The sequence below is a fragment of the Corallococcus sp. AB011P genome (genome assembly GCF_003611605.1).
GTDB classification, from domain to species: domain Bacteria; phylum Myxococcota; class Myxococcia; order Myxococcales; family Myxococcaceae; genus Corallococcus; species Corallococcus coralloides.
Map to the genome: position 1 here is coordinate 901,891 of NZ_RAVX01000002.1, position 25,801 is coordinate 927,691.

General features: G+C 70.7%; 25 protein-coding genes. 10 read left to right on the plus strand and 15 right to left on the minus strand.

The window, feature by feature from the left end; all coding sequences use genetic code 11:
- The 8 genes from D7X30_RS08940 to D7X30_RS08975 form a co-directional block, all read right to left on the minus strand.
- Nucleotides 1–2,838 carry a GAF domain-containing protein gene (locus D7X30_RS08940; protein WP_120562401.1) on the minus strand — a complete coding sequence of 946 codons (2,838 nt, stop codon included), beginning with the start codon at nt 2,836–2,838 and terminating at the stop codon, nt 1–3.
- 155 nt (nt 2,839–2,993) lie between these two features.
- Nucleotides 2,994–3,947 (minus strand): aldo/keto reductase, encoded by a 954-nt coding sequence (locus tag D7X30_RS08945; RefSeq protein WP_120562402.1) that lies wholly within the window; start codon nt 3,945–3,947, stop codon nt 2,994–2,996.
- 40 nt (nt 3,948–3,987) lie between these two features.
- On the minus strand, nt 3,988–4,263 hold the full coding sequence (locus D7X30_RS08950) for a DUF5985 family protein (RefSeq protein WP_233591468.1): 276 nt from the start codon (nt 4,261–4,263) through the stop codon (nt 3,988–3,990).
- Nucleotides 4,264–4,282: 19 nt separating this feature from the next.
- The gene (locus D7X30_RS08955; RefSeq protein WP_120562403.1) at nt 4,283–4,540 is read right to left on the minus strand and encodes a DUF5985 family protein; all 258 of its coding nucleotides are present in this window, start codon (nt 4,538–4,540) and stop codon (nt 4,283–4,285) included.
- Nucleotides 4,533–4,940, minus strand: coding sequence for a hypothetical protein (locus D7X30_RS08960; RefSeq protein WP_120562404.1), 408 nt, complete (start codon nt 4,938–4,940; stop codon nt 4,533–4,535). The genes D7X30_RS08955 and D7X30_RS08960 overlap by 8 nt, the downstream gene beginning before the upstream one ends.
- Before the next feature lie 128 nt (nt 4,941–5,068).
- Nucleotides 5,069–5,890, minus strand: coding sequence for a hypothetical protein (locus D7X30_RS08965; RefSeq protein ID WP_120562405.1), 822 nt, complete (start codon nt 5,888–5,890; stop codon nt 5,069–5,071).
- A 32-nt stretch (nt 5,891–5,922) separates the two neighbouring features.
- Nucleotides 5,923–6,312 (minus strand): response regulator, encoded by a 390-nt coding sequence (locus tag D7X30_RS08970; RefSeq protein ID WP_120562406.1) that lies wholly within the window; start codon nt 6,310–6,312, stop codon nt 5,923–5,925.
- A 14-nt stretch (nt 6,313–6,326) separates the two neighbouring features.
- Nucleotides 6,327–7,799: an ATPase domain-containing protein gene (locus D7X30_RS08975; RefSeq protein WP_120562407.1), complete on the minus strand. Its 1,473-nt coding sequence runs from the start codon at nt 7,797–7,799 to the stop codon at nt 6,327–6,329.
- Nucleotides 7,800–7,883: 84 nt separating this feature from the next.
- On the opposite strand from D7X30_RS08975, the gene D7X30_RS08980 reads away from it, so the two are divergent.
- The 3 genes from D7X30_RS08980 (at nt 7,884) to D7X30_RS08990 (ending at nt 11,525) form a co-directional block, all read left to right on the plus strand.
- Nucleotides 7,884–9,230 carry a short-chain fatty acid transporter gene (locus tag D7X30_RS08980; protein WP_120562408.1) on the plus strand — a complete coding sequence of 449 codons (1,347 nt, stop codon included), beginning with the start codon at nt 7,884–7,886 and terminating at the stop codon, nt 9,228–9,230.
- Nucleotides 9,231–9,368: 138 nt separating this feature from the next.
- A complete protein-coding gene (locus D7X30_RS08985) occupies nt 9,369–9,872 on the plus strand; it encodes a hypothetical protein (RefSeq protein WP_120562409.1) in 504 nt (167 codons plus the stop codon).
- A gap of 273 nt (nt 9,873–10,145) precedes the next feature.
- Nucleotides 10,146–11,525, plus strand: a complete 1,380-nt coding sequence (locus tag D7X30_RS08990; protein WP_233591469.1) for a hypothetical protein — start codon at nt 10,146–10,148, stop codon at nt 11,523–11,525.
- A 2-nt stretch (nt 11,526–11,527) separates the two neighbouring features.
- Here the strand turns inward: D7X30_RS08990 and D7X30_RS08995 are convergent, their stop codons facing one another.
- The gene (locus D7X30_RS08995) at nt 11,528–12,076 is read right to left on the minus strand and encodes a hypothetical protein (RefSeq protein WP_120562411.1); all 549 of its coding nucleotides are present in this window, start codon (nt 12,074–12,076) and stop codon (nt 11,528–11,530) included.
- Nucleotides 12,077–12,358: 282 nt separating this feature from the next.
- On the opposite strand from D7X30_RS08995, the gene D7X30_RS09000 reads away from it, so the two are divergent.
- Complete coding sequence (locus D7X30_RS09000) at nt 12,359–12,565, plus strand: cold-shock protein (RefSeq protein ID WP_120562412.1); 207 nt, start codon at nt 12,359–12,361, stop codon at nt 12,563–12,565.
- Between the two features lie 263 nt (nt 12,566–12,828).
- On the plus strand, nt 12,829–13,182 hold the full coding sequence (locus tag D7X30_RS09005; RefSeq protein ID WP_233591470.1) for a hypothetical protein: 354 nt from the start codon (nt 12,829–12,831) through the stop codon (nt 13,180–13,182).
- Nucleotides 13,183–13,354: 172 nt separating this feature from the next.
- Here D7X30_RS09005 and D7X30_RS09010 read toward each other — a convergent pair whose 3' ends face one another.
- From D7X30_RS09010 to D7X30_RS09025, 4 genes are all read right to left on the minus strand, one after another.
- Nucleotides 13,355–16,474, minus strand: coding sequence for an efflux RND transporter permease subunit (locus D7X30_RS09010; protein ID WP_120562414.1), 3,120 nt, complete (start codon nt 16,472–16,474; stop codon nt 13,355–13,357).
- Between the two features lie 66 nt (nt 16,475–16,540).
- Nucleotides 16,541–17,653, minus strand: coding sequence for an efflux RND transporter periplasmic adaptor subunit (locus tag D7X30_RS09015; RefSeq protein ID WP_120562415.1), 1,113 nt, complete (start codon nt 17,651–17,653; stop codon nt 16,541–16,543).
- The gene (locus D7X30_RS09020) at nt 17,650–18,414 is read right to left on the minus strand and encodes a TetR/AcrR family transcriptional regulator (RefSeq protein WP_120562416.1); all 765 of its coding nucleotides are present in this window, start codon (nt 18,412–18,414) and stop codon (nt 17,650–17,652) included. Before D7X30_RS09020 ends, D7X30_RS09015 begins: the two co-directional genes overlap by 4 nt.
- 58 nt (nt 18,415–18,472) lie before the next feature.
- Nucleotides 18,473–19,174 carry a DUF2293 domain-containing protein gene (locus tag D7X30_RS09025; RefSeq protein ID WP_120562417.1) on the minus strand — a complete coding sequence of 234 codons (702 nt, stop codon included), beginning with the start codon at nt 19,172–19,174 and terminating at the stop codon, nt 18,473–18,475.
- A gap of 129 nt (nt 19,175–19,303) precedes the next feature.
- Here D7X30_RS09025 and rnz point away from each other — a divergent pair, with 129 nt between their 5' ends.
- Complete coding sequence (gene rnz, locus D7X30_RS09030) at nt 19,304–20,227, plus strand: ribonuclease Z (RefSeq protein ID WP_120562418.1); 924 nt, start codon at nt 19,304–19,306, stop codon at nt 20,225–20,227.
- A 46-nt stretch (nt 20,228–20,273) separates the two neighbouring features.
- Here the strand turns inward: rnz and D7X30_RS09035 are convergent, their stop codons facing one another.
- Complete coding sequence (locus D7X30_RS09035) at nt 20,274–20,798, minus strand: hypothetical protein (RefSeq protein ID WP_120562419.1); 525 nt, start codon at nt 20,796–20,798, stop codon at nt 20,274–20,276.
- Between the two features lie 216 nt (nt 20,799–21,014).
- Here D7X30_RS09035 and D7X30_RS09040 point away from each other — a divergent pair, with 216 nt between their 5' ends.
- Both D7X30_RS09040 and D7X30_RS09045 read left to right on the plus strand, forming a co-directional pair.
- Nucleotides 21,015–21,788: a rhomboid family intramembrane serine protease gene (locus tag D7X30_RS09040; protein ID WP_120562420.1), complete on the plus strand. Its 774-nt coding sequence runs from the start codon at nt 21,015–21,017 to the stop codon at nt 21,786–21,788.
- A 102-nt stretch (nt 21,789–21,890) separates the two neighbouring features.
- Nucleotides 21,891–23,297: an NAD(P)/FAD-dependent oxidoreductase gene (locus D7X30_RS09045; protein ID WP_120562421.1), complete on the plus strand. Its 1,407-nt coding sequence runs from the start codon at nt 21,891–21,893 to the stop codon at nt 23,295–23,297.
- A 12-nt stretch (nt 23,298–23,309) separates the two neighbouring features.
- On the opposite strand, the gene D7X30_RS09050 is transcribed toward D7X30_RS09045, so the two are convergent.
- A complete protein-coding gene (locus D7X30_RS09050; RefSeq protein ID WP_370037912.1) occupies nt 23,310–23,966 on the minus strand; it encodes an HAD family hydrolase in 657 nt (218 codons plus the stop codon).
- A gap of 95 nt (nt 23,967–24,061) precedes the next feature.
- Here D7X30_RS09050 and D7X30_RS09055 point away from each other — a divergent pair, with 95 nt between their 5' ends.
- Both D7X30_RS09055 and D7X30_RS09060 read left to right on the plus strand, forming a co-directional pair.
- Nucleotides 24,062–24,943: an AraC family transcriptional regulator gene (locus D7X30_RS09055; protein WP_120562422.1), complete on the plus strand. Its 882-nt coding sequence runs from the start codon at nt 24,062–24,064 to the stop codon at nt 24,941–24,943.
- A 33-nt stretch (nt 24,944–24,976) separates the two neighbouring features.
- Entirely contained in the window at nt 24,977–25,726 is a 750-nt protein-coding gene (locus tag D7X30_RS09060) for a hypothetical protein (protein ID WP_120562423.1), read from the plus strand.
- Nucleotides 25,727–25,801 lie beyond the last annotated feature (75 nt).

Genomic DNA, 25,801 nt, shown 5'->3' on the forward strand with positions numbered 1-25,801 from the left:
TCACAGCTCCGGGGGAGGCGGGGGCGGCGCTTCGACCGTGTTCCGGGGCAGCCGCAGCGTGAAGGTGGCGCCCTGCCCCGGCTGGCTGTCCACGTCGATGCGGCCGCCCAGCGCCTCCACAATCTGGCGGCTGATGTAGAGCCCCAGGCCCATGCCGCCGTAGTGCCGCTCGCTCACGGCGCGCTCGAAGCGGCCAAAGAGGCGCGGCAGCGCGTCCGCTTCGATGCCGATGCCCTGGTCGCGCACCTCCACCCAGGCCTCGTCGCGCGCATCCACGCCCGCGCGCACCGACACCGGGTGGCCCGCGCCGTACTTCGCGGCGTTCGTGAGCAGGTTCACCAGCACCTGGTCCAACCGCAGCGCGTCCCACTGGCCCGTCAGTGTGCGCGGCAGCTCCAGCTCGAGCGGACACCGCGCCTGGGTGAACACGTCCTCCAGCCGCTCCACCGCGTCGCGCGTCAACTGCACCAGGTCCACCTCCGCGCGCTCCAGCGACAGCTTGCCCAGGGACAGCCGGCTCACGTCCAGCAGGTTGTCCACCAGCGCCGTCAGCCGGAGCACCTGCCGCTGCGCGGTGTTGAGCCTCCCCGCCACGGGCCCGGGCGGGCCCGCCGTCTCCAGCGCCCGGCCAATGAGGTTGTGCTGGAGGATGAGGCTGGTGAGCGGCGTCTTCAATTCGTGGCTCGCCACGGAGAGGAACTCGTCGCGCAGCCGCACCGCGGACTGGGCGTCGTGGAACAGGCGCGCGTTCTCCAGCGCCACGCTCAAGCGCAGCGCCAGCTCCTCCGCCATCGTCACGTCCGCGGCCACCAGCGTGCGCTGGGGCCCGGCGGTGAACAGCGTGATGACGCCCAGCGTGCGGCCCCGCGCGCGCAGCGGCACCGACAGCACGGACGTGGGCGCCAGGCTGTCCACCAGCGAGCGGTGCGCGGCGCTCGTGGAGACGGCGTCGCAGCGCGTGAAGTCCAGGCGCGACAGGAAGCAGACCTCTCCGGTGCGGAAGCACTGGAGCGCCGGGTGCGCGGGCCCCCGGTCCGTGCCCCCCAGGGCCGCGTGGAGCCGCGCGTCGTGCTCGGGCACGCGGTGGGCCGCCGTCACCCGCCGCAGGGTGCCGTCCGGCGCGGCCAGGTCCACCAGGCAGCCGGTGGCCACGTGGTCCACCACCAGCCGCGCCACCTCCGGCAGCGCCTCCTCCACGTCGTCCAGGCGCAGCGCCAGCACGCGGCTTGCGTCCAGCAGCAGCTGCAGCCGCTCCTCGGCCTCCTTGCGCCGGGTGACGTCCGCCATGGCGCCGGTGAGCTCCGTCACCTTCCCGTCCGGCCCGGCGAAGGACTGCCCCACGCTGTGCAGCCAGCGCACGCCGCCGTCGCGGCGAATCACGCGGAACTCCAGCTCGAAGAAGCCCGGCGACTCGCGCTGGTAGCGGTGGAACTCCGCCTCCACGTGCGGCCGGTCCTCCGGGTGCAGCTGTTCCAGCATGTCCCCCACCGGCACCGCCGAGTCCACCGCCGGCAGGCCCAGCATGTGGTTGAGCGCCGCGTCGCGCAGCTCCTTGCCTCGCACCAGGTCCAGGCGCCAGGTCCCCATGTCGCCCGTCACCAGCGCCTGCCGCAGCCGCTCCGTGCGCTCGCGCAGCGCTTCGTAGAGCGCGGCCCGCTCCAGCGCCTGCGCGCACTGGTGCGCCAGCGCCTCCAGGAACGCGCGCTCCGCGTCCGGGAAGACGCGCGGCTCCGGCCACGCGAGCAGCAGCAGGCCCCGCACGCGCGTCTCACCCCACAGCGGCACCACCGCGCGGGCCCCCGCTCCCTGGCGGCGCGCGAGCTCCGCGTTCTCCGGGTAGCGCGCGATGAACTCCTCCAGCGAACCGAACCACCCCGCCTCGCGCCGGATGTCCGGGGCCACTCCATCCGGCGGCCGGGTGAACGAGGCCAGCGCGTCCTCCGGGTAGCCCAATACGCGCAGCGGGCGCATGAGGCCGTCCTCCTCCAGCGCCAGCACCGCGACGCGCGTGGCACCGCTCGCCTCCCACACCTCGCGCGCCAGCACCTGCGCCACCGCGTCCTCGGTGGCCGCGCGGGACAGGGCCGCCGTCACCGCCTGCAGCCGGGCCGTGCGCGCCTGGGCCTGACGGGCCTCGCCATACAGGCACGCGTTGTCCAGCGACAGCGCCGCCCGGCGGGCCAGCTCGCGCGCCAGCTCCAGGTCGCATTCGCCATAGCGGCCGGCCGTGCCGGACATCAATGACATACATCCCAGGACCCGCCCGCGCGCCACCAGCGGCACCACCATCACGGAGCGGCACCCCAGGCGCCACGTCTCCTCCAGGGCCGCGTTCCCCCGGGCCGCCTCCAGGAAGGCCTGTTCGGGCACGTCCGGGATGAGGCGGGGCTCGCCGGTGCGCAGCACATGGGCCATGGTCTGGGAGCCGTTCTCCTGGAGGGCCCAGCGCTCGGCAATGGCATACACGGTGGGCACGAGCGCGGGGTCGCGGTGTGTCGCGGCCCTTCGCACCACCTTGTGCGAAGGCGTGACGACATCCACCGCGCACCAGTCCGCCAGGTCCGGCACCACCAACTCCGGCAGCTCGCGCAGCACCGTGGGCTCATCCAGCGATGACGCCAGCACCTCGCCCGCGCGGGCCAGGAACGCGAAGCGGCCCTCCTCCATGGCCACCGGCGACGCGGGCTCCGGCGAGACGGCGGAGGCGACGGCCTCGCCTCCGGCGTCCACGCCACCGGACGCGGACACGGGAACCGCGGCGTCGTTCGTCGTCACGGCGGACGGCGGAGGTGGCTCGACGGCAGGCTCGGTCGAAGGCTCGATGGACGGTTCGGGCATGGAGCGCGGGCCACGGCGTCATGGGCATGACGCCTCACCAAGGGGACGCTCCGATAATGACGACCCCCGACCGGCCACAAGCCTCCCGGGCCACCGGACTCCTGGCGAGTGTCCGGCAGGCAACCCGCCCGGCCTGCCTGCCCTCGCGCGGTGCCTCAGCCCGCCGCGACGTCCGGTGAAGGAGGGTTCCACCACACCGTCCCCTTCCCCTGGATGGCGGTGTGCGCCCGCTCCCGCACCGCCTGCATGCCCACGACGTCCAGCGGTTGGAAGGCCGAGGCCGCCCGCAGCGCGGCGTCCTGTTCGTTCGGGAAGCCCATCCCCATCAACATCACGTCCGGATCCAACGTGAGCGTGTACTGCACGCACTCCGCCACCGACAGGTGCGGCAGCATCGGCGTGTCGCGCGCCTCTCCACCGGAGCCGACCTTGCCGCGCGGGCGCGCCTGGAGCGGCCGGCCGTAGCCCTCCGTGTCTCCCAGGAGCTTGCCCGCGCCGAACGTCTTGAAGGACACCACGCCCACACCGTGCGCTCGCGCCAGGGGCAGCACCTCTTCCACGTAGCGCGCGTCCACGAACGGCCCCAGTGGGAACATCACCACGTCGCACCGCCCGGAGCGCACCGCCGCCACCAGCGCGTCCGGGTGGTGGCAGGAGATGCCCTTGAAACGCGCCTGCCCCTTCGCCACGCACGCCTCCAGCTGCTCCAGCGCGCCACCCGGCCGGGCCAGCTCCTCCCACTGCGCCAGCGACTTCACCGCGTGCAGCGCGAACAGGTCCACCGACGGCAGGCCCAGCCGCCTCAGGGACGCCTCCACTTGCGGCGCCACCGGCGCGTCCAGCTCGTCCACCTTGTCGATGACGAACACGCCCTCACGCCGGCCGCGCAGCGCCTCGCCCACCACCTCCTCGCTCAGGCCGTCCTCGTAGCCAGGCGCCGTGTCGATGACGTTGAGCCCCGCGTCCAGCGCCCGCGCGAGCGTGGCGACCAGCTCCTCGCGTGGCACCGTGCGGTCCGCCAGGTCGCCAATGCCCACCGCCGTCGCGGTGAAGCCCGTGCGCCCGAGCGCGCGGCGCGGGGTGAAGCGGGGAAGCGATGTCGTGGTCATGAAGCAATCCTCCCGTCAGGCCCAGGAGGAGAACAGCATCTCACCGCGCCTGGCGCCCCGCGCGGTTCTTGTCCCAGATGGCTCCCAGGATGAGCAGGTAGGCCATCAGGCGGACGACATACAGGTAGTGGAGGCGCTCGGCGTCCAGCGTCGGCGCCAGCAGCGCGCCCAGCAGGTTGTGGACACCCATCAGCGTGAAGGCCAGGGAGAACAGCGCGAACAGCCGGTCCTTCGACTGGAGGTAGAAGCGCAGGAAGAAGAGAGCGCACGCCAGGTACGCCATCAACACCGCGCCATCGAGCAGGATCTTCATCATGGCGTCCCCCCCCATTGCGTCAGGACACGTCCCAGATGAGGCCAAAGAGCAGCACGCCGGCCCCCACCAGCGATGTGACGGTGCGCTCCAGCGACAGGTCCCCTTCGGGGATGAGCACCAGGTCCACGAAGAGCAGCACGTTGTTCAGCGTGAAGAGCGTGAAGCACAGGCCGCTGTAGAGCAGCAGCTTCATCCGCGTGCGCCGCCAGGCCCGCAGCAGCAACACCGCGCACGCCAGGCTCGTCAACGCGCACAGGATGTAGACCGCCTCAGCCATGTCCGTCGCCGTCCTTGTCCTTCTTGATCACGAATGCGTCCGCGAAGCCCCTCACCCGGTCCATGGGGCGTGAGAAGATGAACGAAATCACACTCACGCGGCGCGCCGAGTACGCCATCGCCAGCTCCGCCGTGGCCTGCACGTCCTCCGAGCGGCCGGGGCTGAAGCGGTAGGCGTCCTCCGCCCCCCCATCCTGGAGAAGCAGCCCTCCCGTCCGCAGCTCCGCCATGCGGCGGGCCGCGGAGGCTTCGGTGATGCGCAGTTCCAGGGCTACCGCCGGCGCCGTCCAGGCCCGCTCCGTCCGGGCGCGAAGCAGGAGGAGCACCTCCAGCTTCTCGATGGAATCGATGTGCGTCGTGAGGAAGCCCTGGACCCGTGATGAGAGGCCGGCGTCAGTCACGTCTCCACCTATGGACCCAGATACTTTGTGAATCAACCTTTCTATTGAGAGCGGTTGTTCACAGTTACACACGAGCCCGGCCGCCTGCCTGGTCAGGGCGCGTCACGCCAGGGGGTGCCTGATTCCGCCTAGTTGCGAACGCGAGGGGCGGGGGCGCGGACGCGGACGTCCATGCGGGCGTCGCCGGCCACCATGCTGCTCAGGGCCTCTGGCTGGGACGGCGACAGGCGGGCCACGGCGCGCAGGGCGGCCACCAGGATGAGGGACTCCAGGCTGGAGGGCACGGACAGCCCCTGGGGACCGGCCTTCACGGGCAGGGGCAGCCGGGGCGCGCGGCCCGCGGCGGACAGCGCGTCCACGGCGTACGTGGGGCGGGCCTCCAGCGACACGGTGATGGCGGGCAGGGCCTGCGCCTCCTTGTCGGCGCCATGCACCTGGAGCTCCAGCAGCCGCCCCAGCGAACCGGGGGACAGGTAGAGGGCCAGGCCCGAGGGACCCTCGTCCTCGCCGTGGAAGACGCAGCCCTCGTAGGTGTGCTCGTGCGCGCCCGTCACGTCCACGGTGAAGGCCTGGCTGTCGTCCCAGTGCGTCCAGGGCTTCGCGTCCCAGAACTCGGTGGCGGCCTGGACGAAGAGCAGCGCCTTGTCGCTGCCCAGCCCGGACACGCCCATCTGGCCCCACGCGAGGAAGGTGGCGATGGCCGCCCGGGCGGAGAGCGCCGCCAGGGACGGTGGCGCCACGGCCAGGCCCAGCTCGGCGGCGGCGTCCGCCAGGGCGGGCTCGCACGACACCTGGGACGGTTCCAGGCCGGCGATGAGGGCGCGCACGCCGGCCAGGTCCGTCTGTTCGAAGACGGGGGCGGACGGCTCGCCCGTCTCGCCGATGCGCAGGTAGACGCCGGTGGTGCCCACGGAGAGCGGCACGGGACCCAGCTTGAGCAGGTGGAACATGGCGGACCCTCCGGGCACGCGGGCGGTGCGCTTCACCCTCCCCGGACGCGGGGGTTCGCGTCCAGGGACCTGCGGACCAGCTTCATCAGGGCCCGGATGTCGAACGGCTTCTGGAGGAACTCCATGCCCGGGTGCAGGCGCTTGAGGCCGCTGACGTCCACGGCGCTCATGCCCAGCACGGGAATCTGGCGCAGGACCGGGTCCTGCTGGATGCGCGCGATGAGCGCGGGGCCATCCAGCACGGGCATCATCCAGTCCGTCAGCACCAGGTCCGGCGTCACATCCGCCATGCGCTCCAGGGCCTCGCGGCCATGGGACGCAGTGAGCACGCGGTAGCCCTCCTCTCGGAGGAGGTCCGCGAGCGCCTCCAGGATGCCCTGTTCGTCATCCACCACCAGCACGGTCTCGGTCGCGGGAACCACGGAGCCTCTGGGGGTCAGGAGTGGTTGCCCGGGAAGCGGGCGATACCGGTGAGCAGCAACTCGGGCGACGGCTGGAAGGGCGGCTGGATCTCGATTCCCTGGGAGGTGATGAGGAACTCGCGCAGCGTCGGATCATAGTCCGCGTCGCGCAGCTTGAAGATGGAGAGCAGCCGCCGCAGGCGGCCATTGAGTTCCAGGTGGCGCATGAACAGCAGGTTCTCCGCCACGCCGGACAGGCCGGTCCCCAGGGGAACATCCATGTCCGGGCCGAAGAGGCGTGGCGTCTCCAGCGTGAAGACGGTCGTCACCCCGTGGCGTCGCAATTCCTGCGTGAGCGCGGCGAAGAAGGGGCTGATGCGCGCCGGCTCGTTCGTGGTCTCCACCATGGCGCTCAGGCCGTCCACGAACAGGCGCTTCACGCCGCGTCTGCGCACGTCCTCCAGCAGCGTGTGCGCCACCAGGTCCAGGTTGCACTCGGCGGGCATGTTCCACTGGAGCACCAGCCGGCCGTCCTTCACCGCGCCGGCCAGCGACAGCCCCACGTTGGCCGCCTTGTGCATCAGCCGGTCCGGGCCCTCGTAGAAGCTCACCATCAGGCAGGGCTCGCCCAGGCGCAGCCCTTCGGCCAGGTGGCTGACGCCGAGGAGCGTCTTGCCGCAGCCCGGAGGCCCCATCACCAGCGTGGTGGACGCCGCGGCGAAGCCCTCCGGAATCATGGCGTCCAGCGTGGGCACGCCGAAGCGCACTCGCTGTGTGCCCCAGTCCGGCGGCTGCGCGCGGCTGACCATCGTCTCCAGGCGGGGGAAGACCTCCAGGCCCGCCTCGGAGATGCGGAAGTGGTGCGAGCCATTGAGGCTGGCGCTGCCCCGGAACTTGCGCACCTGCAATTCGCGCCACGAACGCATGGCCGCCGTGCGCTCGCGCAGCTCCAGGATGCCGTCCACCATGGTGTATTCCGGGTGCACGGTGGGGCCCACGCTGCTGGTGAGCAGGAGCGCGGTGAAGCGCGACAAGCCGGCGGACACCTGGAGCTCGTGGATGAACTTCTTGAAGTCGCGGCTGCTGCCCGCGGCCTCCTGCGCCTGCACCAGGCCGTCCAGCACCAGGATGCCGGCGCCGTGGTTGCGCATCTCCCGGCGCAGGAGCTCCAGCAGGCCCGGCAGCCCCTGCTCCTCCAGCATGCGGAAGCCGCTGACGTAGTAGATGCGCTGAGGCAGCTGGGAGGCGTCGAAGAACGCCATGCTGCGCAGGTTCGCCAGCATGCGCGAGTGCGACTCGGCCAGGAGCGTCACGTACAGACAGCGCGTGCCCTGGCGCGCCTGCGAGTAACACAGCTGGTTGGCGAAGATGGTCTTCCCCGCGCCGGGCTCCCCCACCACGATGTAGACACCTGAGGCCACCAGGCCACCGCCCAGGATGGCATCCAGTCCGGGAACGCCTGTCGCGATGCGCTCGAAGACGGGCGGGTGCTGCTCGCTAGGGGACATAACGACCGCTCATACCGTAAAACCCGGGGTGTCGCCCTGGGAGTTTCACACCGGGGCCCCCTGAACGCCTGGAGCCCTCTCACCGTGGAAACCCTCGTCCGGTTCGCCGAAGGCCTGGGCCGCTTCTCCGCGCGCTTCGTCCCCAGCGCCTTCGCCATCGCGGTGCTGCTCACCCTGCTCACCATGGCGCTGGCCATGGGCTGGGTGGGCGCCGCGCCGCCGGTGGTGCTGGACGCGTGGGGCGGAGGCTTCTGGGAGCTGCTCACCTTCTCCATGCAGATGGCGCTGGTGATGTTCACCGGCTACCTGCTCGCTCTCACCGCGCCGGTGAAGGCGCTGCTGGAGTGGGTGGCCCGCCTGCCGAAGAGCCCCCGGAGCGCCACCGCGCTGATGGCAGCCGTGTCCATGGCGCTCGCGTATTTCAACTGGGGCCTGTCGCTGGTCGCCAGCGCCATGCTGGTGCGCTTCATCGCGCGCAGGCGTCCGGACGTGGACTACCGGCTGCTGGTGGCGTGCGCCTACTTCGGCCTGGGCGCCACGTGGCACGCGGGCCTGTCCGCCTCCGCGCCGCTGCTGGTGGCGACGCCGGGGCACTTCCTGGAGAAGCAGCTGGGGGTCATCCCCATCGACCGGACGTTGTTCTCCCCCTTCAACGTGGGCCTCACGCTGGCCGCGGTGGCGCTGCTCACGGCGCTGGCGTGGGCGCTGCACCCGTCCCCCGAGCGCACCGTGCGCGTGGAGCCCGCGGTGCTGGAGAAGCTGGGCGACTTCGTCCCGCCGGAGAAGCCCAAAGGGCGCCTGAGCCCCGCGGAGTGGCTGGACCACGCGTGGCTGCTCAACGCCCTCTTCGGCGTGCTGGGCCTGCTGTGGTTCGCGCGGCACCTGTGGCTCCACGGCGGTTGGAAGGCGCTCAACCTCAACGTGGTGAACTTCACCTTCCTCACGTTGGCGGTGCTGATGCACGGCACGCCCGCGCGGCTGCTCAAGGCGAGCGAGGAGGCAGCGAGCGTGCTGCACGGCATCGTGCTGCAGTTCCCGCTGTACGCGGGCATCTACGGCATCTTCAAGGCCACGGGGCTCACGGACCGCATCGGGGAGCTCTTCGTGTCGCTGTCCACGCAGCAGACCTTCCCCGCCATCGTGTACCTGTACAGCGGCGTGGTGAACTACTTCGTGCCTTCTGGTGGATCCAAGTGGGCCATTGAAGCGCCCTACCTGCTGGACGCGGCGGGACGGCTGGGTGTGGCGCCGGAGAAGGTGGTGCTGGCGTACGCGTGGGGCGACATGGCCACCGACCTCATCCAGCCCTTCTGGGCGCTGCCGCTCCTGGCCGTGGCGCGGTTGGAGTTCAAGGACATCCTCGGCTTCCTGCTGGTGGCCTTCCTCGCGTACCTGCCGTTGGTGACGCTGGGCTTCTTCCTGTTCGGATAGCGCGGCGCGGCGTCCCCGGTGCGAAAGCCCGGTATCCGGGACTCGGGGAATGGCGTGGGATGTTTCATGGTAGACAAGCACACCAAGGGGCCGGACGTGGGCCGGCCGCCTTCAACATCAACGAGGGGACCCCAAGTCATGAAGAGCCTGTTCAACGGAAGCGTGCTGTGCGCGGTGCTGGGTGTGGCGGCGGTGGCGGGAGCGCAGGAGGCGGCGGCGCCGGCGGCGGAGTCGGTGAAGGCCCCCAGCGCGGACGCGGTGCGCGAGACCTGGAACTACTTCTACAAGGGCCAGGGCCAGGGTCCCGTGCTGGTGGAGGCCAAGCTCTGCACGGAGGTGGCCAAGGACGGCCCCAACAAGTACGAGTGCACCGCCGAGGTGGGCCCCGAGGGCGTCAAGGCGAACACCAACGTGATGCTGTGGCAGAGCTACCTGGTGCCCCAGGGCGACTCCATCGACGACATCACGGTGCAGGTGAAGCAGGGCGCCACCGTGCGCGAGACGAAGGACGTGAAGGTGAAGGGCGAGGGCTGGCGCGCGCGTCAGTGGACCGGCGTGCGGCTGCCCAAGGCCGGCGCGTGGACCGTGACCGTCATGCGCGGCGACCAGGTGCTCAAGGAAGTGCAGGTGAAGGTGCTGTAGGCCTTCATCCCGTCCAACACATAACACATACATCGACGCCCGCCGGGGAGACCCGTGCGGGCGTCTTTCTTTACCGCCTCCCCTCCCTCCGGTCGGCAGGAATTACCGGCTGACGGACACGGCCTCTGCCCTTCCATCCGGCTCCCCGAGGCTTCCGCCGAGGGGACTCCTTCGCCAGGACACGTTGGCCGCGCGCTTGCAGTAGAGCTTGGGCGCGGTTGAAGGGCGGGGGAGTCGGGGTTGGGTGGGGCGAGTCCGGGACGGGGGGCGGCGGTGGCGTGGATTCGGATGGCGGTGTTCGTGGGGGGACTCTTTCTCGTGGGGTGCGAGGAAGCCCGAGCCACGGCACCGCGCATCCCGGTGCTCGGCGAGGTGGGTGGACAGGTAGCGCCAGAGGGCGTGGAGGCACACGTGTGGTCGCGGACCCTGATGGTTGGGGACCCACAGGCTCCGCACGCGGTGGTGACCTCCAACGGGGACGTCCTGGTGGCGGAGACCTATCAAGAACCCATCGACCTGGGGGCGGGTCCCCTGCCCTTCAATCGCAACGTCGTGGCGCCACACCTGCTGGTGGCGCGGTATTCGTCGGAAGGCACGCTGAAGTGGGCGCGGGGCTGGACGCCCGGGCATGAGGCGCGGGCCCGCGTGGGTGGCCTGGCGGTGGACGCCTCCGACAACATCTTCCTCACGGGCATGTCCGCGGGCTTCACCCGCGAAGGCGCCACGCTGCCGGAGGGGCCGTTCCTGGCCCGGCTGGACGGCGGTGGCGCGCTGGACTGGGTGCGCTCGCTGCCGGGTGAGGGCCCGGTGGCGGTGAACGGCGTCACGTCCGACCAGCACGGGGGCGCGGTGCTGGTGGGGGACTTCGCCGGCGCGCGCGACCTGGGAGAGGGATTGAAGCGCACGCCCCATGGCAGGCACGCGGGCTTCGCGTTGAGCGTGGGATCCAAGGGCGAGCAGCGTTGGAGCCGCGTGTGGATGCCTTCAAGCGAGGGCGAGGTCTCCGCGCGGGCGGTGGCGGTGGATGTCTTTGGCGACGTGCACGTGGTGGGCGGCTACGCGGGGGCGGTGTCGTTTGGAGACGCCACGTTCGTCACCGTGCGCCAGCACACGCCCTTCGTGGTGAAGCTCAGCCGGGACGGCGACCACGTCTGGAGTCACGACGTGCGCGGCACGGATGGCACGGCGGTGTCCGTGGCCGTGGGAGCGGACCGCGTCTTCGTGGGTGGAGGCTTCAGCGGCCGGCTGTACTTCCAGAAGACCTTCCACCGCGCGGACTCGCGAGACGGCTTCCTCCTGGCCTACGACGCGAACGGCGGCCAGCAGTGGGCGCGAACCTTCCCCACCGGCGCGCCGATGGTGGCCACCGACGACGCGGGCCAGCTGACGGTGGCGGGCGGCCATGACGGCGGTCTCGCCCTGGGTGGGGGCAGCCTGCCTCCGGGCCTGTACGTCGCGAAGCTGTTGCCGGAAGAGGGCACGTCGCTCTGGGTGCGCGGGTTCGCGAGCCCCGGCACCGTGGCCCAGGCCAAGGCCGTGAGCGTGGACGCGTCCGGGGGCGTGCTGCTCGCCGGAGGCTTCAACCGGTCCGTGCCGGAGGACGGACCGTCACGGCCGCTGCAGGACGGCTTCCTGCTCAAGCTCCATCCCTGACTTCAGGCCCCGATGCCCTCGGGGTCCGTGGCCAGCTCGCCGCCCAGGTGCATGCCCGTCTGGCAGCGGTAGTCCGTGACGAGCGACGCGGCCAGCACCTTCACGCCCAGCAGCACGTGCAGCGCCGCCGCCACTGGCGAACGCTTCGCGTACCCCAGCACGAAGGGCGCCAGCACCGCGCCCAGACCATAGGCGTAGTCCGCCAGCTCGTGCGCCTCGATGGGGATGAGCTTCGTGAGGCTCAGCCGGTAGTCCGTGAACAGCGACACGCCCACCGCGGCCCCGCCCAGCGCCCAGCCAGCCGCCTTCGCCTTGCTGTCACCGGACGCGCTCCCCACCGCCACCAGCGCCGCACCGCCCACGTAGTCCAGCACCGAGTGCAGGTCCTGCGACAGCCAACGGCGCAGCGGCAGCCGGCCGAACAGCGGACGCGACAGGATGCCCGCCGCCGCGCTGTGGTCCCTCATCCGGCGCCACTCGCGGCGCGCGGCGCCCTCCGCGCGCGGAGGAACTGGGGGCAGCAGGGTCTCGGGGCCTCGGACCTCGTACATGACGTGACTCCTCTCCCGGCCGTCGTGGCCTTGCCCGGAACGGTAGCCACGCCTCCAAACCCAGGCGCTGGAGCCGCCCCTGCTCCACGCCCGCCTGCCTGTGCCAACAACGGTGGGGGGGCTGACTACCCCACGAACTGTTGGCTGCTCAGCAAGGGGGCTTCCACCCACCCCTCCCCGCCGGGCAGACTGTCGTTCGCACTCAGGCCCTCACATTTCGAGAGGACCGACCGCTCCCGGGCGGTGGGTGCCACGCCCCACCCAACAAAGAGAAGACGATTCATGGCTACTGGTACGGTGAAGTGGTTCAACGATGCGAAGGGCTTTGGCTTCCTCACTCAGGACGGCGGTGGTGAGGACGTGTTCTGCCACCACAGCGCCATCAACATGGACGGCTTCCGCACCCTACAGGAAGGTCAGAAGGTGGAGTTCGAGGTGACGCGTGGCCCCAAGGGCCTGCAGGCGCAGAACGTCCGCTCAGTGGGTTGATCTCAACCCGCTCCGGGTCAACCCCAGAGCACGGAAGCCCGGTTCCGCTCACGCGGGCCGGGCTTCTTCATTTTTACAACCTACCCAGAAGGAATAACACGCAATTCCTTTCAAACCTTACACCCTCCAAGGAATCAAGGGGGGGCTGGTGAAAGTCCGAAAGACGTCTGTTAGGCTTTGATCCTGCGAGGGAGGGCGCACCTATGTTCGAAGTCACCAACGATGTCAGCCGTCGGACCATCACTGCCCGCATGAGCGGTTTCATGCGGCCGAACGAAATGAAGGAGTACGTGGCCGTCTACAAGAAGGCCACGGACAGCTACGGCGGAGGGCGGCACCTGGTTCTGGCCGACATGCGGGGTCTGCGCCCGCTGGAGCCGGAATCCGCGAAGCTGTTCTCCGAGATCGTCGACCACGGGCGCAAGAATGGCTGCGCGATGTGCGCGCACGTGTCGGACTCCACCATCGCGCGCCTGCAGACGGCCCGCGTGGCGTCGGAAGCATCCCCCAACGACGACATCACCGTGGATTGTGTGTCGCTGGAGGAAGCGCAGAACCAGCTCGCCAAGGCGCGCGTGCGCCTGCTCAACGGCGACGGCATGTCGGCCGTGCGCTAGAGCTGTCCTCCCGGGCAGGACGCCCGCGAACGCCCCGTCTCCGGCAAGGCCCGGAGCCGGTGGCCCGAAGCGGAAGAGGCCCACCCGGGATTTGTTTCATCCCCCTTGTTTCAAATGAAAGGCGCGGGTGACGGCACCGTCACCCGCGCCTTTTGTTTCATGCCCTGAGGCCTCAGGCCGCGCGGTCGTGCGCCGCGGGCGCGTCCACGGAGAGCGTGGCGTTCGGGCCCTGCGCGCGGGGCTGCTTCTTGCGGAAGGACAGCTTCTCCATCGCCGCGAACACCACCGGCACCACCAGCAGCGTGAGGAAGGTGGAGGTGATGACGCCGCCGATGACGGAGATGGCCATGGGGGCGCGGAACTCGGAGCCGATGCCCGTGCCCACGGCGGTGGGCACCATGCCAATGGCCATGGCCGCGCTCGTCATGAGGATGGGGCGCAGGCGGCGGGGGCCGGCCTTGAGCAGGGCCTCGTCCACGGAGTCGCCCTCGCGCAGGTGCTGGAGCGCGCCGTCGATGAGGAGGATGGCGTTCTTCGTGACGAGGCCCATCAGCAGGATGACGCCAATCATGGCGCCCATGCTGAGGTGGTAGTTCGTGACGACGAGTCCCAGCAGCGCGCCCACGAGCGCCAGCGGCAGCGACACCATGATGGTGAAGGGGTGCTTGAAGGACTCGAACTGGCTGGCGAGCACCATGTAGATGAAGACGAAGGCCAGCAGGAACGCGATGCCGAACGCGTCGTTCTGCTCATCCAGGCTCTTCATCTGGCCGTCGTAGACGATGGCGTAACCGGGCGGCAGCGGCTTCTGGGCGATGGCGGCCTTGAGCTTCGTGGCCACGTCCCCCAGCGCGGCGCCCTTGGCCAGCTGGGACACGACGGCCACCTGGCGCTCGCGGTTCTCGTGCTCGATGACGCTGGGGCCGTCCTTGAGCGACACCTCCGCCACGTCCGTCACCTGGTGCAGGCCGCGGGGCGTGGCGATCATCAGCTGGCGCACGCGCTCCGGCGTGGCGCGGTCCTGCTCGCGCAGGCGCACGCGGATGTCCGTCTCGTCCGTGCCCTCGCGCAGCTTGGCCGTCACGTCACCGTCGATGGCCAGCCGCAGCTGCGTGGCGAGCGCCCCGGCGGACAGGTCCATGTCCGCGGCGCGCGCGCGGTCGATTTGAATCTGGAGCTCCGGCTTGGCCGGGTTGGAGTCCACGCGCACGTCGGAGGTGCCCAGGGTGCGCAGGATGCTGGCGACGCGCTCGGCCTCCTCGTTGACGCGCTTCAGGTCCGGGCCCACCACGCGCACCATGATGGGGTACCAGTCCCCCAGGCCTTCGATGGACGGCGGGTCCGACAGGGTGATGGCGGTGGAGACCAGGTTGGGGACCAGCAGCGCGCGGGCCTCCTCCTTGAGGACGGGGATGCTCTTGGTGCGCTGGTCCTTGCCCACCGTGAGCACGCGCAGGCGCGCCTTGTAGACGTCTCCGTTGGGGCCGACCGTCGTGTAGATGTCCGTGACTTCGGGGATCTTCTTGAGCAGCACCTCCGCTTCCGCGGCGCGCTCCGTGGTCTGAGCCAGGTTGGCGGAGTCCGGCAGCTGCAATTCGACGATGAGCTGCGAGCGGTCCTCCGCGCTCATGAACTCCACGCCCAGGCGGCTGGCGGCGCCGAAGGACAGGAACAGCGCCAGCACGGTGAGGCCGGCGGTGGTCCACTTGTGGCGCAGCACCCAGCCCAGGATGCGGGCGTAGGTGGACTCCGTGGCCTCCAGGAAGCGGCGCAGCGCGCGGAAGACGGCGGGCTCGTGCCGCGGCTCCCCTGGCTTGTGCGCCTTGGCGAAGCGCGCGGACAGCATGGGGTCCAGCGTGAAGGAGATGAACAGCGAGATGAGCACCGCCACGGAGATGGTGATGCCGAACTGCTTGAAGAACTGACCCACGATGCCGGGCATGAAGGCCACGGGGATGAACACCGCCACCAGGGCCAGCGTGGTCGCGAGCACCGCCAGGCCCACGTCCCGGGTGCCGTTGGACGCGGCGCTCATCGGGTCCTCGCCCTGCTCCAGCCGGTGGGTGATGGCCTCACGCACCACCACCGCGTCGTCAATGAGCAGACCGATGGCCAGGGACAGCGACAAGAGCGTCATCTGGTTGAGCGAGTAGCCCAGCACATACATCACGAAGAACGTGCCGATGACGGACGTGGGCAGCGCGAGCGCGGAGATGAACGTGCCGCGCGGGTCCAACAAGAACATCAGGATGATGAGGACCGCCATCAGGCCGCCGAAGATGAGGGCGACCCACACCTCGTGGGTGTTGGCGCGGATGAGGTCCGACTGGTCGATGAGCAGCGTGGCCTGGAAGCCCTGCCCCACCACCGGCGTCATGTCCGCGAGCGTCTTCTTCACCGCGTCGCTGACGCTCACGGTGTTGGAGCCCGGCTGCTTCACGATTTCGAGCACCACGGCGTCGCGGGCGTTGAGGCGCGCGGTGGTGCGGCGCTCGGCGACGCCGTCCGTGACGGTGGCGATTTCCTCCAGGCGCACCTGCGCGCCGGTGCTGCTGCGGGCGATGGGCAGCTTCTGCAAATCCTCCACGCTGCGGAACTCGCCCATGGCGCGCACGGTCAGCTCGTTGGGCCCCAATTGCAGACGGCCCGCGGGCAGGTTGAGGTTCTCCATGGCGATGCGCTGGGACACCTGCGACGGCGCGATACCCACCGCGCGGGCCTTGTCCAAGTCGATGTCGACCTGGATTTCACGCGTGTCGCCACCGGTGATGCGCACCTCCGCCACGCCGGCCAGCTGCGCGAGCGCGGGCTTGATGCGGTCATCCAGCAGCTTGCGCAGCGCCTGGGACTTCATGTCCGCGGAGATGGCGTAGGTGAGGATGGGCGCGGCGGACAGGTCCACGCGGCTGACGATGGGCGCGTCCGCGTCCGTGGGCAGCTTGTTGACGGCCTGGCCCACCTTGTCGCGCACGTCCTGGACGGCGGTGTCCAGGGCGGTGCCCAGCGTGAAGGACACCACCACGGTGCCCACGTTCTCACGGCTGAAGGAGTGGATTTTATCCACGCCGCTGATGCCGGCGACCGCGTCCTCCAGGGGCTTGATGACCTGGGTCTCGATTTCGCCCGGGCCCGCGCCCTTGTAGAGGGTGTTGACCACCACCACGGGGAAGCTGACGTCCGGGTAGAGGTCGGTGCCCAGTCGCTTGAGGCCCATCACGCCCAGCACGATGAGCAGCAGGGACACCATGGCCGTGAACACCGGCCGTCGGATGGAAACGTCACTGAGAATCATTGGAAGAGCTCACGCACGCCGCGGCCACCCTCAAGGACGGCTTCGGCGAAAAGGGGCGGCTTGCGGCTACTTCACGGAGACGCGGGTGCCGGGGGTCAGGGAGGGCGTGGGGAAGTCCACCACCTGCTGGAGGACGGCCGCGGCGCGCACCACCACCTCGCGGTCGCGGCGCTCCAGCACCTGCACGTCCACGCGCTGGAGCGAGCCATCGCTGACGACGAGGACGTGGTCCCCGTTGGAGGAGGACAGCGCCGTGGTGGGGAGCAGCTGCGCTTCCTGCGTCTCGCCCAGCTTCAGCATGGCGCGCGCCAGGGTGTGGGCCACGAAGCGGCCGTCCGCGTTGGGCACGGCGATCTCCACCGGGATGCGGCGGGTGGTGGGGTCCGCGGAGGGCAGGATGGTGCGCACCACGGCCTCGTCGGTGGACGCGCCGTTGCCCAGCGCCGCCACGCGCACCTTCGTGCCGGGCTTGAGCAGCGCGCGCGCCCCTTCCGCCACGGTGGTGCGGAAGACGAGCGTGTCCAGCTGCTCCAGCGTGAAGAGGGGCGAGCCCGGCCCCACCGTGGCGCCCGTCTGGTCCGGGGACTCGATGAGCGTGCCCGCGAAGGGCGCCTTCAGGTCGTGCCGGCGGCGCGACGCGCGGGCCTGCGCCAGCTGTGCCTTCGCGGCCATCACCTGCGCCTGGGCCTGCGCGGCGGCGGCCACGGCGTTCTTGTGCTGCTGGTCGCTGACACCACCGCCGGTGCTGAGCTTCTCCGTGCGCTCGGCCGCGTCCTGCGCCATGGAGGCGCCGGCCTCCGCGGCGGCGACGGCGGCCTCCGCTCCGGCCACCTGCGCGTCCACGATTTCGGAGTTGAGCTGGGCGAGCGTGTCGCCCTTCTTCACGGCCTGGCCCTTGTGGATGCGCACCGTCTCCAGGCGGCCGCCCACCTCGAAGCCGACCTGGAGGCCCTGGGCGGGGTACAGCGTGCCCGTCACCTCTTCCGACTGCGAGGCCTGCACGCCGCGCGCGGAGACGACCTTCACGGCCGGCGCCGGCTTGTCCTGGCCAGCGGCGGCGGCGGCGGCGGCGGGCGGCGAGGACGCATCCGCCTTGTCACAACCGGAGAGCGCGAGCGCGGCGGCCATTCCCAGGGCGGTGAGGGCGCGGGAGGCAGAGGGCTTCGTGGACGGTTTCACGGGCGTTTCCTTGGCGGGCGGTGCGGGTGGGCCGCGCGGGCGTGGCGCCGGCGCGTGGAAGGAGGCGAAGAGGGACGGGCAAGGGCGGCGGGCGTCGCGGGCACGGCCTCGCGGGGCAGCGAGCCTTCGTGCATCAGACGCTGGAGGCCCACGGCCCAGACGGCCAGGTCCGGCTTCTGCGTCAGCCGCCCCATGCGCCGGGCCAGCAGCAGATAGGTGCCCACGATGAAGGAGCCGAAGAGGCTGGGGTCCACGTCCGGGGTGTCCGGATGCTGGCCGCGCAGGTGGTGGAACTCCCGGGCGATGCGCTCCACCTCGCGGTCCACCACGTCCCACATGACGGACTCGAAGGCGGTGCCCTGGCTGCCCACGATGAGCGCGGTGACCAGCTCACGCTGCTCCCACATGAGCTCCAGCATCTCCACGTCGAGCGCGGCCTCCATGCGCAGGAAGTCGCGGTAGCGCTCCGAGCGCACGGCGACGTCCCCGGGGCCCGGCAGGCCGCTGTGGTCGGCGCGGAAGCGGTCCATGCAGGACATGCGCTTCGTGGCCAGCCGCTCCAGCTCCTCCAGGAAGCCCTCCACCAGCGCCGCGAAGAGGGCCTCCTTCGAGGGGAAGTGCAGGTAGAAGGCGCCCTTGGACAGGCCGCTGGCGGCGGTGATGTCGCTGATGCGCGCGCCCTTCACGCCCCGCTTCGCGAACTCCGCCCGCGCGGACGCGATGAGCGCGCTGCGGGCTTTCGGGTCGGCGGGGCGGGGCATGGCGGACGCATTCCTAACCCGCCGGTCAGAAATAGAACAGTCGTTGCTGACCGCCGGGTCAGGAATCCGAGGGGCGTGTCGGCGGGGGGCGCAGGAGTGCGGAGCAGAGCGGACACGCGGGCGGGGCGTGGGGGGCGTCCCGGCGGTGCAGGTCCAGGATGGCGCGGGACACCTCCGCCAGCTCGCGGCGCACCTCGCGGCGGGCGCCCTTCACGCGCTGGATGCGCATGTCGTCGTAGCCGGTGGTCTGGTGGCGCATCCAGGCGATGACGGCGGCCTCCGCGCGCCTCTCAATGGGGATGCGCTCCGTGCGGGCGACGGTGCCGCTGCCCACGGGGGTGGCGTGGCCGGCGACCATCACGGCCAGGCGCTTGGCGTGGGGGAGCCACGCGGGGCTGAAGGCGAGGAAGCGCAGGACGGCGTTGGCGAAGTCGACCTCGTACTCGGCCTGCTCCTTGGCGCGGCGCTCGCGGCCCTGGGCCAGCTTCTTGGCGTAGGCGGGGGTGGCGCGCTCATCGTCCAGGGCGGCGCGGGCGTGGACGATGTGGGCCTCCGGCGCCCACACGCCCCGGGAGAAGAGCTTGCGGCCCACCTTCTCCACCACGGTCCAGGAGGGGCCGGCGGCCTTCACGCGGCGGGTGAGGCCGGCGTCGCCGGGGGGAAGGAGGGCCCAGCCGTCAGGAACGGTGAGCAGGCGGCCGTCCTGGGCTTTCACCCGGCGGGGGTCGGCCGTGGGGCCGACCGTCAAGGAATCAGGCATGGGGGAGGGTCCGAAAGGGCCGGCTGCATAGCACGCCCCCTCGCACCCTGGTAAATGCCCCGGGAACGCGCGCGCCGGGACAGACTCCGCGCGTGCGAGGAGGCCACTCTCGACGTGGGAAGCGCTGGCATGTCCCTACTGAGGCTCACCTTCCTCGGCACCTCCGCCGCACAGCCCACGCTGCATCGAGGCCTCTCCGGCCTGGCGGTGAAGGCGGACGCGGACCTGCTCCTGTTCGACTGTGGTGAGGGCACCCAGCGGCAGATGGTGCGCTTCGGCACGGGCTTCACCGTGGACGCGGCGTTCTTCACGCACTTCCACGCCGACCACTACCTGGGAATCATCGGCTTCTTGCGCACGCTGGGGATGATGGGCCGCACCGCGCCCATGCACCTGTACGGGCCTCCTCCCGCGCGCCGGCTGCTGCACCAGGCCGTGCACCTGGGGCTGGAGTCGCTGGCCTTCCCGGTGGAGATCCACGAACTGAAGGACGGGGACACGGTGCGCCGCAATGGCTACACCGTGCAGGCGGTGGGCGTGGACCACCGCATCCACGCGCTGGGCTACGTGCTGGCGGAGGACGGCCGCCCGGGGAGGTTCCACCTGGAGAAGGCGCGGGAGCTGGGCGTGCCGGAGGGACCGTCCTTCGGCAAGCTGCAGAAGGGCGAGTCCATCACGCTGCCGGATGGGCGCGTGGTGAAGCCGGAGGACGTGCTGGGCGAGTCGCGGTCCGGGCGGCGGCTGGTGATTTCCGGTGACACGCGGCCGTGCCCGGCGCTGGTGCAGGCGGCGAAGGACGCGGACCTGCTGGTGCACGAGTCCACCTTCTCCGACGACGAGCAGGCGCGCGCGCAGGAGACGCGGCACTCCACCGCGCGGGAGGCGGCCCAGGTGGCGCGGGAGGCGGGAGCGAAGCGGCTCATCCTCACCCACCTGTCCAGCCGCCACGACACCGACCCCGGACGGCTGCTCACGCAGGCGCGTGAGGCGTTCAAGGGCCCGGTGGAGGTGGCTTTCGACGGCCTCACCGTGGAGCTGCCGCTGCGCGACTGACGTCCGGTGTCGCGCGGGCGGCGGGCCTTCCCACGGTGCGGCGGGGCTACTCGATCTTCTTCGCCTCGGCCTTGAGGGCGGAGGCGGCGTCGGGGTCCACCTTCTGGAGCAGCTCCCACTCCAGCTCGGAGTCGCGCCGCATCTGGGAGTTGCCGGCGCCGTTCACGCCCTCCCTCTGCTCATTGGCGCGCCCGTCGGTGCTGTCGGCGGCGCGGGATTCGGAGCGGTCCTGGCGGCGGAACTCCACCGCGCACTGGCCGGGCCCCCGCTCGAAGCCGCGCACCAGGTAGCGCGCGTAGGAGGTGCCCAGCGAGGAGGGAGCGCTGGTCATCAGCCACTCCGTCGTGGTCTCGAAGCCGGTCTGCGCGTTCGTCACGGAGAAGCCCTTCTCCTTGACCAGGGCCAGGGCCGCCGGCCACACCTCCGCGATGGGCTTGCGGTAGACGTGGCCCATGGCCTTGTCCTCCAGGTACGACTGCTGACGGCGCGCGGCGCAGCCGCTGCTGAAAGCGAGGGCGAGGGCGGACACCACGAGCAGCGCCGAGGCGCGGGACGATTTCGAGGGATTCATTGCTCCGGACTCCATGAAAGGGAAGACGGCTGCGGAATTTCGCCCGGCGCGGGCCTGGAAGCCAAGTCCGGGCCCGTCCGAAAGAGGGTTACCCCCAGCAGGCAACCTTCATTTGGCTAGAGCCCGGCCGCCTTCCGGTGATGCGTCCGGCGTCGCACATCCGCGCGCACGAGGCCGTCCGGGGGGCCGGGGGCGGGGCCATGCTTGCGGGCGGACATGATTCCCATCAGCGACGACAACCCGACCCTGCGCACCCCGGTGATGACGTACCTCCTGCTCGCGACCCTGGGGCTCACCTGGGTGTTCTTCCAGGGCGCGGGCTTCAACGTGGTGGCGCTGGCCACCAGCATCTGCGAGCTGGGCATGGTGCCCGGGGAGCTCACCGGCCGCGCGCCGCTGGGACAGGCGGTGCCGCTGGGGGACGGGCTGGCGTGCGTGGTGGACAACGAGGCCATCAACCGCCTCACGCCGCTCACGTCCATGTTCCTGCACGGCGGCTGGGGGCACCTCTTGGGCAACGTGCTGTTCTTCTGGGTCTTCGGAAACAACATCGAGGACAGCATGGGGCGCTTGCGCTTCCTCGTCTTCTACCTGGTGTGCGGGCTGGTGGCGGCGGCGGCGCACGTGGCGGTGGACCCCACGTCGCCGGTGCCCACGGTGGGCGCGTCCGGCGCCATCGCGGGCGTGCTGGGCGCGTACCTGGTGCTCTATCCGCGCGTGCGCGTGAACATGCTGTTCATCATCTTCATCCTCATCCGCGTCTTCCCCATCCCCGCGTGGGCCGTGCTGGTGTGGTGGTTCGTGCTCCAGGTCATCACCGGCCTGCCGCAATTGATGACGCTGCGGCCGGAGGTGTCCGGCGGCGTTGCCGTATGGGCGCACATCGGCGGGTTCGTGGCGGGCATGGTGTTGATCAAACTCTTCGAGAACCCCCGCTACACGTCACAGCGCACGACGTGGCGGCACCGGATGCACCCGAACCACCCGTAGTAAGGCGAGCGGGCGGACAGGCCCGCGCCGGCCCGGGATGCGGATGCGACAGGGCGCCCCGACATTGGGGGATGGTGCTCTTCGCGCCGTGAGGAGGCGGGCATGGGAGCGGACGGGAAGTCGGAAGGGCTCTGCGTGGACGCGCCGCCGCCACGCAAGCGGGTGCTCATCCTGGGGGGCGGCTTCGCGGGGATGTACGCGGCGCTGCACCTGGAGCGGCTGCTGGGGAAGCGGGACGACGTGGAGGTGACGCTCGTCAGCCGCGACAACTTCTTCCTCTTCACGCCCATGCTCCACGAGGTGGCGGCGAGCGACCTGAACGCGACCGCCATCGTCATCTCGCTGCGCAAGCTGCTGCCGCGCATGACGTTCGTGGAGGGCGACGTCAGCGGGCTGGACCTGGAGTCCAAGCGGGTCACGGTGGCGCACGGCGGGCTGGACGGCCACAGCCACACGCTGGAGTATGACTTCGTGGTGCTGGCCATGGGCTCGGAGACGAACTTCTTCGGCAAGCCGGGCCCGCGCGACTACACGCTGACCATGAAGACGCTGGGCGACGCGATGCTCCTGCGCAACTGCCTGGTCGACCGGTTGGAGGAGGCGGACGCGGACTGCATCGCCACGGGCGCACGCAACGCCATCGTCACCTTCGTGGTGGTGGGCGGCGGCTTCGCGGGCGTGGAGACGGCGGGCGCCATCAACGACTTCATCCACGGCGCCCTGCCCTTCTATCCCAACATCCAGCACGCCAACGTGCGCGTGATGCTGGTGCATGGCGGCAAGGAGGTGCTGCCGGAGCTGGGTGAGGACCTGGGCGCGTACACGCGCAAGAAGCTCATCGAGCACGGCATCGAGGTGCGCACCGGCGTCCACGTGAGGGACGTGACCGCGGCGGGCGTGGAGCTGCCGGACGGCACGGTGGTGCCCACCAAGACGGTGGTGTGGACCGCGGGCGTCACGCCGCCGTCCCTGCTGTGCACGCTGCCGTGCGAGAAGGAGCGCGGGCGGCTCAAGGTGAACGAGCGCATGGAGGTGCCCGGCTTCCCGGGCGTCTGGGCCCTGGGCGACTGCGCGTCGGTGCCGGACGTCACCAACGGAGGCAAGCCCTGCCCGCCCACCGCGCAGCACGCACTCCGTCAGGGCGTGACGGTGGCGCGCAACGTGTGCGCGGCGCTGAAGGGTCAGCCGGGGAAGCCGTTCCGCTACCGGATGCTGGGGCAGCTGGCGACGATTGGCCAGCGCTCGGGCGTGGCGCGCATCCTGGGGCTGAAGTTCTCCGGCACCTTCGCGTGGGTGCTCTGGCGCACCATCTACCTGTTCAAGCTGCCGAAGCTGGAGACGAAGGTGCGCGTGGCCATGGGCTGGACGCTGGACCTGCTCTTCCGCAAGGACGTGGTGCAGCTCATCGGCCCGCGTGAGTTGGATCAGCTCACGCTGCCGGCCCTGCCGCTCAACAGCCGCCAGCAGGTGCGCCAGGTGCAGGCGCTGCACCCGCGCACGCAGCACTGAGTGTCATTGGGCTCAGACGAGCGGCGGCAGGTGGTGCAGCAGCCGCTCCAGGTCCGGCTGGAGGTCGTCCGGGGTGGCGGTGGCCAGCTCCTCGTGGGCGTGCGTGCCCCAGGTGACGGCGTAGGTCTTGAGGCCCGCGGCCTGGCCCGCGCGCAGGTCCAGCGTGGTGTCACCCACCATCCACAGGCCGCCGGTGCCCAGCGCCTTCAGGGCGTGGTGGATGACGTCCGGCGCGGGCTTGTGCGGGAAGCCATCCGTGCCCTGCACGTGGTGCAGCAGGCCGCCCAGCCCCATCGCGTCCACGAAGCGCCGCGCCATGTCGCCGCGCTTGGTGGTGGCGACGGCGAGCAGGTAGCCCCGTTCGCGCAGCGTGCGCAGGACGCGCTCCACGCCGGGGAAGGGCCGGGAGCGCCGGTGGAAGTTCAGCGGATAGTGCTCGCGGTAGGCCACGCAGAGCGTGGTGGCGTGCTCGGGCGCGAAGCGCGTGTACATGGCTTCCAGTGGCTGGCCGATGAGCGCGCGCACCTCCGAGACGGAGGGCGCGGGCAGACCATGGTGCGTGAAGCCGTGGAGGAAGCTGTCGATGATGTCCGGCAGCGAATCCACCAGCGTGCCGTCCAGGTCGAAGCAGATGCCGCGAGGGGTGACAGTGCTCACCCGTTGCTCCATACGCCCTCCAGGGCCGCGTGTCCTGGCCCGTCCGATATGCTTTCACCCACCGTGCGTTCCCTCCCCTGGAAGGGCGCACGCCAGCGGGGGGAGCCATGCGACGCACGAAGCAGAGGGACGGCTTCTGGGTGACCCCGGAGGTGCCAGGGCTGGAGCTTCACCGGGCGGCATACACCCGATGGACCTTTCCCAAGCACTCGCACGATGCCTTCTCGCTGTGCGCCTATGATGCGGGCGCGGAGTCGCTGTACCTGCAAGGGCAGCGGGTGGTGGCCTCGGTGGGCAGCTTCCTGGTCGTGCCTCCTGGAGAGATGCACGAAGGCCGAGAAGCGGACCCGAGCGTCGGGTGGGCGTATCGCATCCTCTACATCCCGCCCCCGCTGCTCATCCGCGCGGCGGAGGAGACCGGGGCGCCCCCGGGCACCCTGCCCGGCTTCACGTCTCCCGTGCTTAAGGACGCAGCCCTGCTGGAGCGCTTCACCGTCACCTTCGACGCGCTGAAGGGCGGCGGCGTCTCCCACCTGGAGCGCGAGGAGCGGCTGCTGGGATTGCTGATGGCGCTGCTGCGCCGGCACGCGAGCCTGCCCCACCGGCGGCGGGCGCCCCAGTGCGCGCAGGGCGTGAAGCGGGCGCGCGAGCTGCTGGAGGCACATCCCACGCGCAACCTCTCCCTGGAGATGCTCGCGCGCGTCGCGGGGCTCAGCCCGTGGCACCTGGTGCGCGCGTTCCACCGTCAGTTCGGACAGACGCCGCAGGTGTTCCAGCGGGCCCTGCGGCTGCGGCTCGCGCAGGAGTTGCTGGCGGGGCCGCTGCCCATGGCGGAGGTGGCGCTCGCGGCCGGGTTCACGGACCAGAGTCACCTCATCAAGCACTTCGGCCGCACCCTCGGCGTCACGCCTGGCGAGTACCGGGCCGCGGCGCACGCGGGGCGTGGACCGCGCAAGCACGTACAATCCCGCGCGCCCGTGCATCCGTAGTTTGGAGCCCTCTTCTCAAGGAGGGGTCCACACATGCAGACGCACATCATCGCGGTGGCGGTGCTCACGGGATGGCTCATGGGTTGCGCGCCGGACGCAATGCCAGACGAGGTGACGGCGGATCCCGCCGCCTCTTCCGATGAAGCACTGGAAGCGCGGAGCTGGGGCGCGGTGGTGCTGCCACCGAGTGCCCGCGTGTACGGCCGGCCCATCACCGCATGGGCGAAGGAGTGGTACCGCTGGCACTTCCGCGTGCCGGCGGACCGCAGCCCCATGCTGCGGCTGGAGCAGGACTGCGACGAGGACCAGGACGGCCCGGTCTACTTCGTCCCCACGTACGACCTGGACACCACGTACCAGCGCACCTGCCGCGTCCCTCGGAACCGGCCCGTGCTGGTGCCGCTGTGGGTCATCATCAATGACTATCCGTGCCCCGACCCGTCCTTCGAACCGGCGCCGGGCCAGTCACTGGAGGCCTTCCTCCGCCAGGGCGCCATCGACTTCAACAATGGCACGCAGGACCTGGTGGTCACCGTGGATGGCCGGCGCGTGGACACCCGCCGTCACCGTCACACCAGCGGCCTGTTCACCTTCGACGCGGACCCCAGCCTCGTGGGGAAGATTCCAGACCCGTGCCTCGTGGGAGGCGAGCAGCGCGGCGTGACGGACGGGTGGTGGCTGATGCTCCAGCTCGCCCCGGGGGAGCACGTGGTGCGCGTGCAGGCCCTGGCGCCCTTCGGCGCGCCCATTGATTACACATACACGCTGCGCGTGGGGCGCTAGGCACCGGTGACTCGCGGGACTGGCCGTCGCGAGGGGCGTGCGTCAGAGTGCCGCGCGATGTCCCGGGACTTTCCT

What these genes read in the sequence shown, in the direction of transcription:
- D7X30_RS08940 (WP_120562401.1), bottom strand. Translation starts at nt 2,838, where the DNA reads ATGCCCGAACCGTCCATCGAGCCTTCGACCGAGCCTGCCGTCGAGCCA.
- D7X30_RS08945 (WP_120562402.1), bottom strand. Translation starts at nt 3,947, where the DNA reads ATGACCACGACATCGCTTCCCCGCTTCACCCCGCGCCGCGCGCTCGGG.
- D7X30_RS08950 (WP_233591468.1), bottom strand. Translation starts at nt 4,263, where the DNA reads ATGATGAAGATCCTGCTCGATGGCGCGGTGTTGATGGCGTACCTGGCG.
- D7X30_RS08955 (WP_120562403.1), bottom strand. Translation starts at nt 4,540, where the DNA reads ATGGCTGAGGCGGTCTACATCCTGTGCGCGTTGACGAGCCTGGCGTGC.
- D7X30_RS08965 (WP_120562405.1), bottom strand. Translation starts at nt 5,890, where the DNA reads ATGTTCCACCTGCTCAAGCTGGGTCCCGTGCCGCTCTCCGTGGGCACC.
- D7X30_RS08975 (WP_120562407.1), bottom strand. Translation starts at nt 7,799, where the DNA reads ATGTCCCCTAGCGAGCAGCACCCGCCCGTCTTCGAGCGCATCGCGACA.
- D7X30_RS08985 (WP_120562409.1), top strand. Translation starts at nt 9,369, where the DNA reads ATGAAGAGCCTGTTCAACGGAAGCGTGCTGTGCGCGGTGCTGGGTGTG.
- D7X30_RS08995 (WP_120562411.1), bottom strand. Translation starts at nt 12,076, where the DNA reads ATGTACGAGGTCCGAGGCCCCGAGACCCTGCTGCCCCCAGTTCCTCCG.
- D7X30_RS09000 (WP_120562412.1), top strand. Translation starts at nt 12,359, where the DNA reads ATGGCTACTGGTACGGTGAAGTGGTTCAACGATGCGAAGGGCTTTGGC.
- D7X30_RS09005 (WP_233591470.1), top strand. Translation starts at nt 12,829, where the DNA reads ATGCGGCCGAACGAAATGAAGGAGTACGTGGCCGTCTACAAGAAGGCC.
- D7X30_RS09010 (WP_120562414.1), bottom strand. Translation starts at nt 16,474, where the DNA reads ATGATTCTCAGTGACGTTTCCATCCGACGGCCGGTGTTCACGGCCATG.
- D7X30_RS09020 (WP_120562416.1), bottom strand. Translation starts at nt 18,414, where the DNA reads ATGCCCCGCCCCGCCGACCCGAAAGCCCGCAGCGCGCTCATCGCGTCC.
- D7X30_RS09025 (WP_120562417.1), bottom strand. Translation starts at nt 19,174, where the DNA reads ATGCCTGATTCCTTGACGGTCGGCCCCACGGCCGACCCCCGCCGGGTG.
- rnz (WP_120562418.1), top strand. Translation starts at nt 19,304, where the DNA reads ATGTCCCTACTGAGGCTCACCTTCCTCGGCACCTCCGCCGCACAGCCC.
- D7X30_RS09035 (WP_120562419.1), bottom strand. Translation starts at nt 20,798, where the DNA reads ATGAATCCCTCGAAATCGTCCCGCGCCTCGGCGCTGCTCGTGGTGTCC.
- D7X30_RS09040 (WP_120562420.1), top strand. Translation starts at nt 21,015, where the DNA reads ATGATTCCCATCAGCGACGACAACCCGACCCTGCGCACCCCGGTGATG.
- D7X30_RS09045 (WP_120562421.1), top strand. Translation starts at nt 21,891, where the DNA reads ATGGGAGCGGACGGGAAGTCGGAAGGGCTCTGCGTGGACGCGCCGCCG.
- D7X30_RS09050 (WP_370037912.1), bottom strand. Translation starts at nt 23,966, where the DNA reads ATGGAGCAACGGGTGAGCACTGTCACCCCTCGCGGCATCTGCTTCGAC.
- D7X30_RS09055 (WP_120562422.1), top strand. Translation starts at nt 24,062, where the DNA reads ATGCGACGCACGAAGCAGAGGGACGGCTTCTGGGTGACCCCGGAGGTG.
- D7X30_RS09060 (WP_120562423.1), top strand. Translation starts at nt 24,977, where the DNA reads ATGCAGACGCACATCATCGCGGTGGCGGTGCTCACGGGATGGCTCATG.